The organism is Acidovorax sp. GW821-FHT10E03, assembly GCF_059415205.1.
Genome location: NZ_JBWKMU010000014.1, coordinates 19,599 through 35,062 on the forward strand (window position 1 = coordinate 19,599; position 15,464 = coordinate 35,062).

A 15,464-nucleotide genomic window follows, 5' to 3' on the forward strand; every position below is an offset into this window, starting at 1 on the left:
GTGCAGTTTTTCCTTGGGTTGTGGAGGAACGGGGACTCGGGGACAGGGCTCGGAAACGGGGTGTGGCGGGGACAGTGCTCAAACGGCATAGATGCGCGTGGAGGCCGGTGGAAACTCCAGCAGCACGGCATCACCCGGCTGCGGATGCATGCCCGTGCCGGTGGGGGTCAGGGGCAGCTTCACCACGGCCTGCTCCTGGCCGTGGCCCAGGTCGCACATCAGGCGCTGGTGGTCGCCGTAGTAAATGGTGCGCGCCACGGTCGCCGGGACGGCCGAGCCCCTGGGGTAGTGCGAGTGCGGGTGCAGCACGATGCGCTCGGGCCGCACGCAGGCCTGCACGGGGGCGCCCCGGGCGGTCTGGTTCACGTTGACACCGGGCAGCAGGTGGCCGCCCGGCAGCTGGATGGCCGTCTCGGCGCCCGCGCCCTGCAGGGTGCCGGTGAGCACCGTGCTGTCGCCCACGAAACCGGCCACGAAGCGGTTAGACGGAGCTTCATACAACGTCTCCACATCGGCCAGCTGCTGGATGATGCCTTCGTTGAACACGGCCACGCGGTCGCTCATGGTCAGCGCCTCGCCCTGGTCGTGGGTCACGTACACGAAGGTCACGCCCAGCTGGCGGTGCAGCTCCTTCAGCTCGATCTGCATGTGTTCGCGCAGCTGCTTGTCCAGCGCGCCCAGCGGCTCATCCATCAGCACGAGCTGGGGGTTGAACACCAGGGCGCGGGCCAGGGCCACGCGTTGCTGCTGCCCCCCTGACAGACGCGCGGGCAGGCGGTCGGCCATGCCGGTCAGGCGCACCATGTCCAGGGCCTTCTTCACGCGGTCGACCTGCTCGGCCCTGGGCACCTTGCGCACGGTGAGCGGGTAGGCCACGTTCTGCCCCACGGTGAGGTGCGGGAACAGCGCGTAGTTCTGGAACACCATGCCGAAGTTGCGCTTGTGGGGCGGCGTGCCGGTGATCTGCTTGCCATCGAGCAGGATGTCGCCCGCGGTGGGGGACTCAAACCCCGCCAGCATCATCAGCGTGGTGGTCTTGCCCGAGCCCGAGGGCCCCAGCAGGCTCAGGAACTCGCCGCGCTGGATGTCCAGGTCCAGCGCGCGCACCACCAGTTGTTCTCCGTCGTACGTCTTTTGCACGCCGCTGAAGCGGACCAGGGGCTCTGCCGATGGGTTCATGGTTGGGGGCACCTTGTAAGCAGAATGAAGGCCGGGCCGCATGTCAGCCCAGCGCGGCAAAGCTGTCGGCCAGGATGGCCAGGCCCTCGTCGAGCAACTCGTTGGAGGCGGTCAGCGGCACCAGGATGCGGATCACGTTGCCGTAGGTTCCGCACGACAGCAGGATGAGCCCGCGCTGGGCGGCCTCGGCGACGACTTTCTTGGTCAGCGCGGCGTCGGGGCGGTGGACATCGCCGTTCTCGAACAGCTCGATGGCCACCATCGCGCCCAGCCCGCGCACGTCGCCGATGGCGGGTACTTTGGCGGCCATGCCTTTCAGCGCCCTGACCAGCAGCGCGCCCATGTCCTGGCTGCGGGCCAGCAGGTTTTCTTTCTCAAAGGCTTCGATCACGGCCAGCGCTGCGGCGCAGGCGACGGGGCTGCCCGCGTAGGTGCCGCCCAGGCCACCGGCCGCCGGGGCGTCGATGACGTCGGCGCGGCCCACCACCCCCGACAGCGGAAAGCCGCCCGCCAGCGATTTCGCGGTGGTGATGAGGTCCGGCGCCACGGGCCACTGCTCGCACGCAAACCAGGTGCCGGTGCGGCCTGCGCCGGTCTGCACTTCGTCGGCGATCAGCAGGATGCCATGGCGGTCTGCCAGGGCCTTGAGTCCGGTGATGAATTCGGGTGGCGCCACGTAGAAGCCGCCTTCGCCCTGCACGGGCTCAAGAATGAAGGCCGCCACACGCTCGGGCTCGATGTCGTTCTTGAAGATCAGCTCCACCGAGTGCAGCGCCTGCTCCACGCTGATGCCATGCAGTGCGTTGGGGAAGAGGGCGTGGTACACCTCGCCGGGGAAGGGGCCAAACCCCGTCTTGTACGGCACCACTTTGCCGGTCAGGCCCAGCGTGAGGTTGGTGCGGCCGTGGTAGCCGCCCGTGAAGGCGATCACGCCGGGGCGTTTGGTGTGGGCGCGGGCGATCTTGATGGCGTTTTCCACGGCCTCGGCGCCGGTGGTGAGCAGCAGGCTCTTCTTGGCAAACGCACCCGGGGCCAGGGTGTTCAGGCGCTCGCACACTTCCACGTAGGGCTCGTACGCCACCACCTGGAAGCAGGTGTGGGTGTACAGGTCGAGCTGCGCCTTCACGGCGGCGATCACACCCGCGTGCAGGTGGCCGGTGTTGAGCACGGCGATGCCGCCGGCGAAGTCGATGAAGCGGCGGCCTTCCACATCCCACAGTTCGGCGTTGCGGGCCTTCTGGACGAAGATGTCGTGGGCCTGGCCGACGCCTCGGGCCACGGCGGCATGGCGGCGGGCGAGGAGGGCGGCGTTGGTGAAGTGGCGGTCTTGCTGCATGGCGGTGGGCGGTGGTGTGAACACGGAATGAAAGAATGGGCGAATTCTGGAAGCCGCGCCGCGCACCGTCCATGTACAGCGGAGTGCGGTTTTGCGCGCACTGTGCAGGTCTAGAATCCTGTACAGGCAATCCCTGATCTGGTGTGCGCCAAGTCGGTGCACAATTCGCCCCCTTTTTGGCTCTCCTGATGCTCACTCTCAGCCCGGACCTCCAGACTCCCCTGGTCAGCCAGATCGTCGATGGTCTTCGGGGTCTCATCGCCGGGCAGGTGCTCAAGCCCGGCAGCAAACTGCCCTCCATCCGTGCCTTTGCCGCCGCCCATGGCGTGAGCGTGTTCACCGTGGTCGAGGCCTACGACCGCCTGGTGGCGCAAGGCTGGCTGGTGTCGCGCGCCAATGCGGGTTTCTTCGTGAAGCGCCGCAGCGAAGAAGGCGCCGTGCCCGGCGCCGGGCCTCAGGAGCGGCCGGTGCCCCGTTTTGACGCACGCTGGTACCTCAAGCAGATCTTTGAAAACCGCAACCTGCCCATGAAACCGGGCTGCGGCTGGCTGCCGCACGACTGGCTGTTCGGCGATGCCGTGCGCCGCAGCATGCGCCAGCTCTCTTCCGACGGCCCCGAGCTCGACGGCTATGGCCTGCCGCATGGCCACATGGCGCTGCGCATGGTGGTGGCCGAGTCGCTGGCCGAGCACCATCTGGCGGTGGACGCCGACCAGGTGCTGCTCACGCAGGGCTCCAGCCAGGCGCTCGACCTCGTGGCGCGGCGCCTCGTCAAACCCGGCGATGTGGTGCTGGTGGATGACCCCGGCTATCCCAACCTGCTGTTCATGCTGCGCTTCGCGGGCGCGCACCCGGTAGGGGTGCCGCGCACGGCGGGGGGCTATGACCTGCTCGCGCTGGAAGCCCTGCTGGCCGCGCACAAGCCCACGGTGTTCTTCACGCAGCCGCGCCTGCAGAGCCCGACCTGCTCGGTGGCCTCGGTGGCGCATCTGCACCGCCTGCTGCAGTTGGCCGAGCAGCATGGTTTCATGCTGGTCGAGAACGACATCTATGCCGATATGGACACCGGCGTGCGCCCCTCGCTCGCCAGCCTGGACCAGCTGCGCCGGGTGATCTACCTGGGCAGCTTCTCCAAGACCATCTCGCCGAACCTGCGCACGGGCTTCGTGGCGGCGCGGCGCGACCTGCTGGACGAGCTGGTGCAGCTCAAGATGATCTCGGGGCTCACATCGTCCGAGATCACCGAGCGCATCACCTTCGGCGTGGTGACGGATGGCCGCTGGCGCAAGCACCTCAAGTCCCTGCGCGAGCGCCTGGCCGAGGCGCACGGCGTGGTGGGGCGGCGGTTGCTGAACCTGGGCTTCGAGCTCTTCCATGAGCCCGAGGCGGGCATGTACCTGTGGGCGCGCCACCCCGATCTGCCCGACAGTGCGGAGCTGTCGAAGGAGGCCACGGGCGCGGGCATCATGCTCGGCCCGGGCCAGCTGTTCCTGGTGGAGCCGCGCCCCACGGGCTGGCTGCGCTTCAACGTGTCGTTCAGCCAGGACGAGCGCATGTGGCGCTTCCTGGAGCAGCGCATCCTGCTGGGGCAGCAGGTGGCGGAGTAGCTGGCGGCAGGCTGCTGGATTCAGTGCCTTTCAGGCCCCGGGCGCAGAGTGGTAAAGCGCTGGAAGCTATCCTGTTTATAGCAAATCGGTGCTCTGTGCCCTGTCTTACTGGTCGATGATGCGCCGCGCGAACCGCTCCAGGTAGTCCATGAGCTGCTCCGCACCGGCCACGGCCCTCGCTTCGTCGCCCGTGGCAATGCCCTGGGCCAGTTGCATGTGGGCGCGCGCGCCCTCGGACACCTCGCCCTCGTGCTGGTAGGCGTACCAGAACCGGCGGCACTGCACGATGAGCGGCGACACGCATTTGACGGCCGAGTGGTTCTGGCTGGCCTGGTGCGTCACCACATCCAGCTCGTGGTCGGCCAGCATGTAGTCGTCCAGATGGCCGCGCGCGGCGGCGTCCACCATCTTTTCCGCGCAGCGCACGATGGCCTGGCGCTGCGGCGCGGTGGCGCGGCGTGCCGCGCACGAGGCAACCAGGCGTTCCAGCACGCGGCGTGTCTGGATCACGTCCAGGTGGTCGGCCAGGTCGATGTGCGATACCAGCAGCCCGCGCCGGGGCTGCTGCGCGATGAGTCCGATGGAGACCATGCGCAGCAGCGCCTCGCGCACCGGGGTGCGGCCCAGGCCGGTGCTTTCGGCGATCTCGGCCTCGACCACCGGACTGCCGGGCTGCAGCTGCAGCGTGGAGATCATGGCTTCGATGGCGTCGTAGGCCACGTCGGCCGCGCGCCGTTTGGGGGCGGGGTCTCGCGGGAGGGATGCGCTGCTCGGTTTCATGCTGGGGGAATGGCGTTCGTTGTCCTGGCCGCGGGGGCGCGGTGCCGCATCTTAGAACCTGTTGGCGGTCCGTGGCACGGGGAGCGCTCCCGCCCGCACCCTTCCTACAGGCCCGCGCCCGCCTTGCGCAGCTCGGCGATCTGAGGAGCCTTGGGCAGCCACAGCTTGTCGAACTCCTGGATGATGCCGTCGGGGTTGTAGCTGGAGGCGCTCTTGAACGCGATGCCCGAGCCCTTGAACTTGTCGATCAGGCCGGCTTCCGTGGTGACGATGTCGTTGATCTGGGCGTCCAGCGTCTGGGCCACCAGCTTGCGGATCAGCTCCTTGTCCTTGGCATCCAGGCCCTGCCAGATGCGGCCCGACACCAGCGGGGCAAAGGGCATGAAGAGGGCGTTCATCTGCAGCAGGGTCTTGGAAACCTTGTCGAAGCGCTGGTTCCACGAGAACTCGATGTCGGCTTCCAGCCCATCCACCTGGCCGTTGCTCATGGCGTCGAACACGGCGGGCGTGGGAATGGGCGTCGGGGCGGCGCCCAGCAACTGGTAGAAGTCGCGGTACACGGGGGTGGGGTTGATGCGCAGCTTCATGCCCTTGAGGTCGGTCGGCACCGCGATGTCCTTGGTGGCGAACACCGCGCGCATGCCGGTGATGCCCCAGCCCAGCCCGATGGTGCCGGTCTCGCGCGGCAGCACCTCCAGCAGCTTCAGCGCGGCGGGGGTGCGCACCAGCTTGGCCACCGCGGGGGTCGAGCGCACCAGGTAGGGCGCGTTGATGGCCGCCACGCTCGCCACCCGCGAGCCCAGCTCTGCGGCCTGGATCCAGCCCATGTCCAGGGCGCCGGATTGCAGCTGCTGCATCATGGCCGTCTCGTTGCCCAGCTGGCCCGAGTGGAACACGGTCACGCTCAGGCGGCCATCGGTCTCTTTCTTCAGCGCTTCGCCGAACTGCAGCGCGGCGCGGTTCCATGAGTGCCCCGCCGGGGTGATCAGGCCCAGGCGGAATTCCTTGGCATCGGCGGCGAGCACGACGGACGGAAAGCCCAGCGGGGCCGCTGCGGCGGCTGCCGCGGCGGTGGACTGGATGAAGTGGCGGCGGGAAATGGTCATGGTGAACTCCTGGAAGTTGTGCGAGGCAATGCGAAGAGGGCGAAGGGATGGAGCCGCTTACTTGATCAGGGCAAGCGACAGGCTGGGGAACAGGGAGAGCATCACCAGCGCCACGCAGCTGATGAGGAAGAAGGGCAGGGTGACGATGAACATCTTGCCGGGCTTGGCGCCGGTGACGGCGGCCGCGACGAAGAAGCTCAGCCCTACGGGCGGCGACATCAGGCCCAGCACCAGGTTGATCACCACCACCACGCCGAAGTGGCGCGGGTCGATGTGGTAGATGTCGGTGGCGATGGGCAGCAGGATGGGCACGGTCATGATCAGCCCGGGGATGCCGTCGATCACGGTGCCGATGACCAGCAGGATGACGTTGACCAGCAGCAGGAAGGTGATCGGGTCGTGCGCCACGGTCTGGATCCAGGCCGCCACCATCTGCGGCACCTTGCCGTAGATCAGCAGCCAGGAAAACACCGCGGCGGCGGCCACCAGGAACAGCACGATGGCCGAGTAGATGGCCGAGCGCAACAGGATGGCGGGCATGGAGCCGAGCCGGAATTCCTTGGTCACATACCGCCCCACCAGCGCCGCGGCCAGGGCGCCCACGGCGGCCGCTTCGGTCGGATTGGCCAGGCCGCCCAGGATGGAGCCCACGATCACGATCGGGATCAGCAGGGTGGGGCTGGATGTCACCACGGTGCGGGCCCGCTGCGCCAGCGTGCGCCTTTCGCTGCGCGGGTAGTCGTAGATGAAACCCATCAGCGCGATGATGATGAAGAACAGGATGGTGAGCAGGATGCCCGGCAGGATGCCCGCGATGAGCATGTCGCCCACGGCCACCTGTGCCAGCACGCTGTAGACCACGAACATCACTGAAGGTGGAATGATCGGCCCCAGCATGCCGCCGTAGACCGTGAGGCCGGCGGCGAAGGTCTTGTCGTAGCCCTGCTTTTCCATCTCGGGCACCATCACCTGGGACATGATGGCCACCTGGGCCGTGGCCGAGCCGATGATGGACGAGACCAGCATGTTGGCCAGGATGTTCACGTAGGCCAGGCCCCCCTTGACGGAGCCGACGAAGGCCATCGACATGTCCACCAGGCGGCGCGTGATGCCGCCGCTGTTCATGATCTCGCCGATCAGGATGAACAGCGGAATGGCGATGAGCCCATAGCTGTCCACCCCCGCGAACATCTGCATGGGAAAGGACTGGAACAGCACGGTGTTGCCGGTGCTGAAGATGTACGCGATGCCCGAGATGCACAGGCACACGCCGATGGGCACGCCCACCATGAGGGCCGCGCAGAAGAAGAGGGAAGTGAACATGGGGCGGGCTCCGGGGTCAGTTCACGGCGTCGGCGCTGACGACGTCGAAACCAGGGTGGCTGCGGCGCGGTGCCAGGCCCATGTCCTCGATGAGGTTGGCCAGCGCGTGCAGCGTGAAGGTGAGGGAAAACAGCGGCAGGATCAGCTGCAGCACCCAGGTGGGCCAGTTCAGGGTCTGGGTGCGCTCGGTATAGAGGAAGTTGAAGGTCTCGGCACCGAATTCCTTGGCGTCGAAGCCGTAGCGGGCGATGCCCACCGGGTCCATCCACAGCCAGCACATCACCAGCATGGCGATGCCAAACAGCAGCACCCCCGTGGTGGCGATGACCTTGGCCGCCTTGGCCCATTTCTCGGAGAGCTTCTCGGTCAGCATGCCCACCGCGAAGTCCATGCGCAGCCGTGTCATCACCGAGGCCCCCACGAAGGTCAGCCAGACCACGGTGTAGACCGCCGCCTCGTCGATCCAGTAAATGGGAAAGCCGGTGTAGCGGGTGGCCACGTTCAGCAGGATCAGCGCCACCAGCAAGGTCATCAGGCCGGTGAGGCAGTTGCGCTCCGCGCGCAGCACCAGGCTGGACAGGGCGAGGACCGCGCGGGCCGGCGCTGCGGGCGCGGGCCCGCCGGGTGGGGTGGGAGAAGCGGTGGCGGTGGACATGGGGTGGACTCCGTGGTCTGGGTGTCGGGAATGGGGCGCCGGTTTAAATATCTTTTTGATATATGTAGAAGCAAGATGAATGCCCGCGGGTGGCGCGCTTACCGGTCGGCGCGCCCGCGCTGCCGGGTTCAGCCTGCCATCGCGAGAATCTCTTCGTACAGGGCGCGCGGCACCGCCGCGCCCTCGGCCAGGCTGCGCGCCCGGGCGGCGAAGCGGCGCTGCGAGGGCAGCCGGGCGCCCTGGCCGGTGATGGCATCGAACATCGCCTCGGCACGCGCCTGGTGGGGGGCCGCATCGCCGCCCGCAAACTGGGCGGGGTCGAAGGCCAGCACCAGTTCGCCATGCAGGGGCGTGGCGCCGGCGCCCGCGTCGTGGGCGATGGATTCGCGGCTGGTCCAGTCGCCGATCAGCGTGCCGGCCATGAGCTCGACCATGGTGGCCAGGGCCGAGCCCTTGTGCCCGCCAAAGGTGCGCATGGCGCCCCGCGCCACGGCCACCGGATCGGTGGAAGGCCGGCCCTGGCCGTCCACCCCGCAGCCCTCGGGCAGGGGCTGGCCCGCGCGGCGGTGCAGCTCCAGGTCGCCGCGCGCGATGGCGCTGGTGGCGAAGTCGAACACATAGGGGTGGGGACCCGGGCGTGGCCAGCCGAAGGCGATGGGGTTGGTGCCGAAGACGGGCTGGTGCCCGCCGGCCGGCGCCACCCAGGCGTGGCTGGGCGTGAGCGCCAGGGCCGCCAGGCCGTGGGCGGTGAGGGCCTCGATCTCGGGCCACAGTGCCGAGAAGTGCACGCAGCGGTTGATGACCAGCGCACCCATGCCGTGGCGGCGGGTGGCCTCCACCAGCGCGGGCAGGCCTTGTTCGAAAGCCAGGGGTGAAAACGCCCCCTGGGCGTCCACCCGCACCACCGGGCCGGCGCCCGCCTGCAGCACTGGCAGGGCCTGCAGCTCCACCTTGCCGGTGCGCACCGTGTGGGCACAGCTGGTGAGCCGGTAGACGCCGTGCGACTGGCAGGCATCACGCTGCCCGGCCACGATGACGCGGGCCATGGCGCCCGCGTGGGCTTCGCCCAGGCCCAGACGCAGCAGCACGGCACGCGCCAGGGCCATCAGGTCGTCCAGGGGGACGTGCACCATCGCGGAGCTGGCGGGGGCGGGAAGGGGAGTGGTGTCGTTCATGGGCGGATGCCGGTGGATTCGTCCACCGGGGTGGGGCATTGCGCCAGCGTGCCGATGCGCGCGGGCGCCAGCAGATGGCGGGGTGGGGCGGGCGTCCAGCCGAACAGCGCATGGGTGGCGGCACCACACACGCGGCCCTGGCAGGCGCCCATGCCGCAGCGCGTGTGCAGCTTGGCGTCGATCCAGCTGCTGCGGGAGGCCAGCTCGCGCAAGGGCACGTCTTCGCAGCGGCAGACGAGGGTGTCCGGGGCGGCCAGCTGGCGCACCGCCTCGCCGAGCTCGAACTGGGTGCGCAGCAGGTCCGCGAAACCTTGCCAGCGGGCCAGGGCGGCTTGGTGGGCCTGGGCCCGGGCCGTGTCGCCCGCGGCGGCATGCCCCGCGATGGCGCCCTGTGCCAGCGCGCGTTCGCTGCCGCCAAAGCCGGTGCATTCCCCTGCGGCATACACATGGGGCACGCTGGTGGCCATGAGGCTGTCCACCTGCAGGCCTTGGCGATCGTTGAGCGCGCAGCCCAGCAGTTGGCCCATCTGGGTGTTGGGCACCAGCCCAAAGCCGCAGGCAAGCCGGTCGCAGGCCAGGGTTTCCTGGCGCGTGCCGCGCTGGATCCGCACGGCCTCCAGCCGGCCCTGGCCCTGTGCATGCAGCACGTGGCTGGAGGCGCGCCAGTGGTGGTTGAACAGGGTCGTTGCCTGCAGCGCCTTGGCGGGCCAGCGCGGCAGCTGCAGCGCGAAGGCGGCCAGGGCCCGCCAGGAAGCCTGTTCGGCAATGCGGATGACCTGGGCGCCGGCCTTGCGGGCGGTGTCGGCGCAGGCCAGCAGCAGGGGACCGGTGCCGGCCACCACGATGCGCTGGCCCTGCACCGGCAAGCCGGCCTTGATCAGCGCCTGCAGTCCGCCGGCGCCGGTCACGCCGGGTAGCGTCCAGCCGGGAAAGGGCAGCAGCAGCTCCCGTGCTCCGTTGCACAGCACCAGGCGGTGGCTGTGCTGGATCCAGCCCTGTTCGGCGTCTTCCAGCAGCAAGGCGGGGGCATCTTGCGGCGCCGAGGGGCCACCCAGCCCCACCACGCGCGTGCCGCACAGCAGGCGGATGTTCGGGTAGCGCTCCAGCGCCTCGCGGTGCTGGCGAGCGAGCGGGGGCAGGGTGCTGCCGGGGCCGTCGCGCCAGATCTGTCCGCCGGGATGGATGTTGTCGTCCACGAGGGTGATGGCAAGGCCCCGGGGCGCCGCCGCCAGGGCGGCCGCCATGCCGGCGGGACCGGCGCCGATGATCAGCAGATCGCAGCGCTGGTGGGGGGTCATGGCATACCTGCCTGCGGCTGGCCGCGTGTGTCGATCACCATGCCGTCGGTGCACAGGGTCTGGCAGGCCAGGCGCTGGCGGCCGTCCACAAGCACCCGGCACTCGTGGCAGATGCCCATGCCGCAGAAAGGCGCACGGCGCTCGCCGGTGACCGACGTGCGGGCGCAGCCCGGAGGCAGCAGGGCCAGGGCCGCCGCGACGCTGTGGCCCGGTGCCAGCTCGATGGTGGTGCCGTCGATGACGGCGTGTACCAGGGGAGTGGATGTGCTCATGCCGCCAGGCCTTCCAGGCTGAAGCGCTGCGCCGCGAAGGGGGCGGGGTCCAGGGGCAGGGGGCCACCGGTCAGCTGCGCCGCCAGCAACTCGGCGGTGGCGGGGGCGGTGGTCACGCCCAGGCCTTCGTGGCCCACGGCCAGCCAGAGCTGGTCGCGGGTGGGGTGGCGCCCGATGATGGGCAGGCTGTCGGGCGTGGTGGCGCGAAATCCCGTCCAGGTGCGGATGGCGTTCAGCCCGGCCAGGCCGGGCATGTAGTCCAAGGCGCGGCGCAGCATCCGGGCCAGCACGTCCTGGTCGATGGCCGGGTCGGTGGTGTCGAACTGGCGCGATGAGCCCAGCAGCAGTTGCCCGGTGGGCCGGGGCTGCAGGTTGAACGCCACGGAGGTGCCGTCGGTCTGGTGGGCGTTGCTGATGTAGCCCAGCTCCACCAGCTGGTGCCGCACCACGCCGGGGTAGCGGTCGGTGATGAGCAGGTGGCCCTTCTTGGGGCGGATGGGGAGCTCGGGGCACAAGCGCGTGGCATGGATGCCGGCGGCCAGCACCACGGCCTGGGCTTCGCGCCAGCTGCCGTCCACCAGCTGCACCCGGCCGCCCTCGATGCGGTATGCCTCGGCCTGCTCGAAGCGGATCTGGCGCGGTGCCTGCTGCAGCAGCCACTGGGCGGCATTGGGGGCATACACCACGCTGTCGCCGGGCACCTTCAGTGCGCCCCGCAGTCCGGGGCGCAGGGCGGGTTCCAGGCGCCGCAGGGTGGCGGCGTCCAGCAGGTCACAGGACAGGCCGTGGCGCTGCAGGCGCTGGGCTTTTTCTTCGGCGCCGGCCATCTCGGCGTCGTTGGCGGCCAGCCAGAGCGTGCCGCAGTTGGTGTAGGCGCAGCCGGGCTGGTCGGCCGTCATCCGTGGTCCCCACGCATGCCAGAGCGCCAGGGATGCCTGGCTCAGCGCCAGCTCGGCGGGGTTGTCGTCCATCACCACCAAGTGGCCCATGCCGGCCGCCGTGGCGCCGCCCAGCCGGGCGTCCAGCACCAGCACATGCAGGCCACGGCCTGCGAGGACATGGGCGCAGGCCGCGCCGACGATGCCTGCTCCGATGACGATGACGTCCGCGTGTTGCATGGTGCCTGCCGGGTGGGTGTGCCTGAAAAGGGGGGCTTAGAGCCGGATGCCCCAGCCGAAGGGGTCGCTGGCCTCGATCAGCAGCGTGGCCTCGGCGCTCATGTGGGCCGTGCCGCGCAGCGTGGGGATGATCCTGCCGGCCTGGGTGTCGGGTTCGTAGCGTGCCTCGAAGCTGCTGCCGATGATGCTGGCCTGGCGCCACGCCTGGCCGGGCTGCAGCGTGCCGTCGGCCGCCAGGCAGGCCAGCTTGGCGCTGGTGCCGGTGCCGCAGGGCGAGCGGTCGTAGGCACCGCCCGGGCAGAGCACGAAGTTACGGCTGTCGGCCACGTCGTCGTCGGCAAAGAGCTCGATGTGGTCGATCTCGCCGCCGTTGTCGCCGCGGACGCCCTGGTCCTTCAGGGCCTGCTGGATGGCGCTGGTGTAGTCGGTCAGCGCCTGCAGGTTGTCGCTGGCCACGCGCTGGCCGTGCCCGCTCATCAGGAAGAACCAGTTGCCGCCCCAGGCCACGTCGCCCGTGACGGTGCCGATGCCCGGCACCTGGAGCGACAGGCCCTGGTGCAGCCGGTAGGCCGGCACGTTGCGCACGCTGACCGAGCCATCCTCGTGCAGCGTGGTGGTCACCGTGCCCACGGGCGTCTCGATGCCGTGCTCGCCCGGCTCGATGCGGCCCAGGTAGGCCAGCGAGGCCACCAGGCCGATGGTGCCGTGGCCGCACATGCCGAGGTAGCCGGTGTTGTTGAAGAAGATCACGCCCGCCGCATTGGCCGGGTCCTGCGGCGCGCACAGCAGCGCGCCCACGATCACGTCGTTGCCGCGCGGCTCGAGCACCGTGGCCGCGCGCCAGGCATCGTGCTGGCTGGCCAGCAGGGCGCGGCGCTCTGCCATGCTGCCGGTGCCCAGGTCGGGAAAGCCGCCCACCACGAGCCGCGTGGGTTCACCCCCGGTGTGGGAGTCGAGGATCTGTATGCGTTGCATGCGGGTGTCGTGGGTCATGGTCGGTCACATGGCAGAAAGGTGCAGGCATCGTAGCGGCGGGCCGCCACGATTTCGCGGCGGAGTTTCAATAGCTGGCCAGCGGCACGGGGGCGGCGTTCTTGAACGTGAGCACCGTGATGGGAGCTTGCTTGAGGTTGCCCTTGTCGTCGTAGGCATAGGTGCCCGCCACGCCCTGGTGGCTGCCCTGGAGCATCTGCGCGCCGACCTTGGCGGGTTCCACGGACTGGGCCTTCTGCATGGCATCGGCCATGAACATCACCTGGTCGTAGTAGGACGCCGCATAGGCATCGGCATCCAGCTTGAAGCGCGCCTTGTATTTCGCCTTGAAGGCCGGGCCGTTCGCGGCCTTGTCGAGCATGGTGCCGCCCTGGGCGCAGAACACGGTGTCGTTCACCGCTTCGCCACCGAGCTTGCCGACCTCGGGGCTGCACAGCGTGTCGCCACCCAAGAGCTTGGCCGTGAGGCCCAGCTGCTTCATCTGCCGCGCCATGGGCGCGGCCTGCGGGGCGTAGCCGCCAAAGAAGATGGCCTGCGGCTGCTTGCCCTTGAGGCTGGTGAGGATGGACAGGAAATCGGTGGACTTGTCGGTCGTGAACTCCTGGCCCACCACGGTCAGGCCCTGCTTCTTCGCCTCCTTGGTGAACTGGTCGGCCACGCCCTGGCCGAAGGCGGTGCGGTCGTCGATCACCGCCACCTGCTTGACCTTGAGCACCTGGGCGGCATACACGGCCATGTTCGAGCCGATCTGGGTGTCGCTGGCGATGATGCGGAACAGGTTCTTGTAGCCGTTCTCGGTGACCTTGGGGTTGGTGCCCACGGTGGAGACCATGGCCCCGCCTTCGCTGTAGACGCGTGAGGCGGGAATGGCCACGCCCGAGCAGTACGGCCCCATGACGAACTTCACGCCGCTGTCCACCAGCTTCTGCGCCACGCTCACCCCGGTGCGGGCGTCGCACTGGTCGTCCTCGGACACGAGGTCGAACTTCAGGGTCTTGCCTCCCACCACGATCTTCTTCGCGTTGAGCTCCTCGACGGCCAGGCGCACGCCGTTCTCGTTGTCCTTGCCCGCGAAGGCATTGGGGCCGGAGAGCGGGCCGCTGTGGCCGATCTTGACCAGCTGTTCCTGGGCGCCGGCATGTGTGGCCAGCATCAGCGCCGCGATGGCGGCGGGCGTCAGGGTCCGAAATCCGAAAGATGCACGTGTCATGGGAAACCTCTTGTGTGTGCGAAGGGGAAGGGCCGCTGTTGTCTCCTGCGGCCCGGGGGGGCAGCCTGTCGGTCGGTACCGTCTCAGGCCACGGACTGGTACTCGGCGGGGCGTGTGTCCAGCGCCTTCCTGACGATGCGCTCGATGAAGGCGCGCTCCTCGCCAATCAGGGGCAGGCGCGGGCGGCGCATGTGCTCGGTGCCCACACCCACCAGCAGGTCGATCAGCTTGAGGTTCTGCACGAGCTTGGTGGAGACGTCGAGGTGCAGCATGGGCGTCATCCATTGGTAGAGCTTGAGTGCCTCGGCAAAGCGGCCGGCCTTCATCAGGTCGTACAGCGCCACGGTCTCGCGCGGGAAGGCGCAGCCCACGCCGGCCAGCAGGCCGTCGCAGCCCAGCGCCAGGCCCTCGTAGGCCAGGTCGTCCACGCCCAGGAAGATCTGGTAGCGGTCGCCCAGCGCGATGCGCAGGTCGGTCACGCGGCGGATGTTGTCGGTGCTTTCCTTGATGGCTTCGATCCACTTGCAGTCCGCCAGCTCGGCGAAGTGCTCGGGCTTGAGGTCCACGCGGTAGGCCACCGGGTTGTTGTAGACCATCACCGGCTTCTGCGCGGCCTCGGCCATGGTGCGCACGTTCAGCATGGCTTCGCGCGCGTCGGCGACGTAGATCACCGAGGGCATGACCATGTAGCCAGCCACTCCGAGCTTGTTGCCGCCGTCGATGTAGCGCAGGGCTTCCCGGGTGCTGGTCTCCGAGACATTCGCCAGCACGGGGATGCGGCCGTCGGCGGCTTCCAGTGCGATCTTGGCGACCTGCAGCTTTTCTTCCAGCGAGAGGGTGCTGGCTTCACCCAGCGAGCCGCAGGTCACCAGGCCGTGGATGCCGTTGCGGATCTGGAAGTCGATGTGGCGCGCCGTGCCTTCGGCATCGATGCTCTCGTCGGCGTGGAACTTGGTGGTGATGGCGGGGAAGATGCCTTGCCAGCGGGGATGGTTCATGGATGGACTCCTGAGGAAAAATAAGGATGGGAAAAGGGCGGGGGTGGGTGGTGACGATGAAGTAGCGTTGCTGTAAATATATTAAGAAGATATTTAAAATATCTTGTCAGGGTATTTAGCATCTTGCGTGCCAGCCGGATTTGCGCTTGGATGGTCCCAAAGCGGGTGTCCCGGGCGCCGGCATGCCCCGCAGCGGGGCGCGGGCGGCCCCAGCGCAGTGCGCGGGGTGGATGCATGCCCGGCGCAGGTGCGCCCAGGGCCCGGGCCTGGCCGAGGTGTCCCCGCACCCGGTTGCCCGGTTGACCTATCGGCAGGCCGCCCGTGCCCGGGCGGCATTGAATGAAGGGGCCTCCAGGGCCGGAGGCCGGTTCAGGCCGCCGTCTCGATAGAATCCGTGGTTCTCCCCATAAACCG

General features: G+C 68.8%; 14 protein-coding genes. 1 reads left to right on the top strand and 13 read right to left on the bottom strand.

All coding sequences use genetic code 11. The features are described 5' to 3' along the window. Positions 1-78 precede the first annotated feature (78 nt). Positions 79-1,179, bottom strand: coding sequence for an ABC transporter ATP-binding protein (locus AC07OD_RS22800; protein ID WP_494598115.1), 1,101 nt, complete (start codon positions 1,177-1,179; stop codon positions 79-81). A 43-nt stretch (positions 1,180-1,222) separates the two neighbouring features. Continuing rightward, positions 1,223-2,515: a 4-aminobutyrate--2-oxoglutarate transaminase gene (gene gabT / locus AC07OD_RS22805; protein WP_494598116.1), complete on the bottom strand. Its 1,293-nt coding sequence runs from the start codon at positions 2,513-2,515 to the stop codon at positions 1,223-1,225. 188 nt (positions 2,516-2,703) lie between these two features. Here gabT and AC07OD_RS22810 point away from each other — a divergent pair, with 188 nt between their 5' ends. Next, a complete protein-coding gene (locus AC07OD_RS22810) occupies positions 2,704-4,122 on the top strand; it encodes an aminotransferase-like domain-containing protein (RefSeq protein ID WP_494598117.1) in 1,419 nt (472 codons plus the stop codon). 105 nt (positions 4,123-4,227) lie between these two features. On the opposite strand, the gene AC07OD_RS22815 is transcribed toward AC07OD_RS22810, so the two are convergent. The 11 genes from AC07OD_RS22815 to AC07OD_RS22865 all read right to left on the bottom strand — a co-directional run bounded on the left by AC07OD_RS22815 (position 4,228) and on the right by AC07OD_RS22865 (position 15,050). Then, positions 4,228-4,902 carry a GntR family transcriptional regulator gene (locus tag AC07OD_RS22815; RefSeq protein WP_494598118.1) on the bottom strand — a complete coding sequence of 225 codons (675 nt, stop codon included), beginning with the start codon at positions 4,900-4,902 and terminating at the stop codon, positions 4,228-4,230. 104 nt (positions 4,903-5,006) lie between these two features. Beyond that, positions 5,007-6,008 carry a TRAP transporter substrate-binding protein gene (locus tag AC07OD_RS22820; RefSeq protein ID WP_494598119.1) on the bottom strand — a complete coding sequence of 334 codons (1,002 nt, stop codon included), beginning with the start codon at positions 6,006-6,008 and terminating at the stop codon, positions 5,007-5,009. 57 nt (positions 6,009-6,065) lie between these two features. Next, positions 6,066-7,331, bottom strand: a complete 1,266-nt coding sequence (locus tag AC07OD_RS22825; protein ID WP_218295176.1) for a TRAP transporter large permease — start codon at positions 7,329-7,331, stop codon at positions 6,066-6,068. 16 nt (positions 7,332-7,347) lie between these two features. Further along, a complete protein-coding gene (locus AC07OD_RS22830) occupies positions 7,348-7,986 on the bottom strand; it encodes a TRAP transporter small permease (protein ID WP_492805335.1) in 639 nt (212 codons plus the stop codon). Positions 7,987-8,114: 128 nt separating this feature from the next. After that, positions 8,115-9,161, bottom strand: coding sequence for an Ldh family oxidoreductase (locus AC07OD_RS22835; protein WP_492255302.1), 1,047 nt, complete (start codon positions 9,159-9,161; stop codon positions 8,115-8,117). After that, positions 9,158-10,459: an FAD-dependent oxidoreductase gene (locus AC07OD_RS22840; RefSeq protein ID WP_494598120.1), complete on the bottom strand. Its 1,302-nt coding sequence runs from the start codon at positions 10,457-10,459 to the stop codon at positions 9,158-9,160. Before AC07OD_RS22840 ends, AC07OD_RS22835 begins: the two co-directional genes overlap by 4 nt. Continuing rightward, positions 10,456-10,731, bottom strand: a complete 276-nt coding sequence (locus tag AC07OD_RS22845) for a 2Fe-2S iron-sulfur cluster-binding protein (RefSeq protein ID WP_492245322.1) — start codon at positions 10,729-10,731, stop codon at positions 10,456-10,458. Before AC07OD_RS22845 ends, AC07OD_RS22840 begins: the two co-directional genes overlap by 4 nt. Further along, positions 10,728-11,849, bottom strand: a complete 1,122-nt coding sequence (locus AC07OD_RS22850) for an NAD(P)/FAD-dependent oxidoreductase (RefSeq protein WP_494598121.1) — start codon at positions 11,847-11,849, stop codon at positions 10,728-10,730. The genes AC07OD_RS22845 and AC07OD_RS22850 overlap by 4 nt, the downstream gene beginning before the upstream one ends. A gap of 36 nt (positions 11,850-11,885) precedes the next feature. After that, positions 11,886-12,824, bottom strand: a complete 939-nt coding sequence (locus AC07OD_RS22855; RefSeq protein WP_494598203.1) for a 4-hydroxyproline epimerase — start codon at positions 12,822-12,824, stop codon at positions 11,886-11,888. 85 nt (positions 12,825-12,909) lie between these two features. Beyond that, positions 12,910-14,052: a branched-chain amino acid ABC transporter substrate-binding protein gene (locus tag AC07OD_RS22860; RefSeq protein WP_492245320.1), complete on the bottom strand. Its 1,143-nt coding sequence runs from the start codon at positions 14,050-14,052 to the stop codon at positions 12,910-12,912. A gap of 83 nt (positions 14,053-14,135) precedes the next feature. After that, the gene (locus AC07OD_RS22865; protein WP_218338690.1) at positions 14,136-15,050 is read right to left on the bottom strand and encodes a dihydrodipicolinate synthase family protein; all 915 of its coding nucleotides are present in this window, start codon (positions 15,048-15,050) and stop codon (positions 14,136-14,138) included. Positions 15,051-15,464 lie beyond the last annotated feature (414 nt).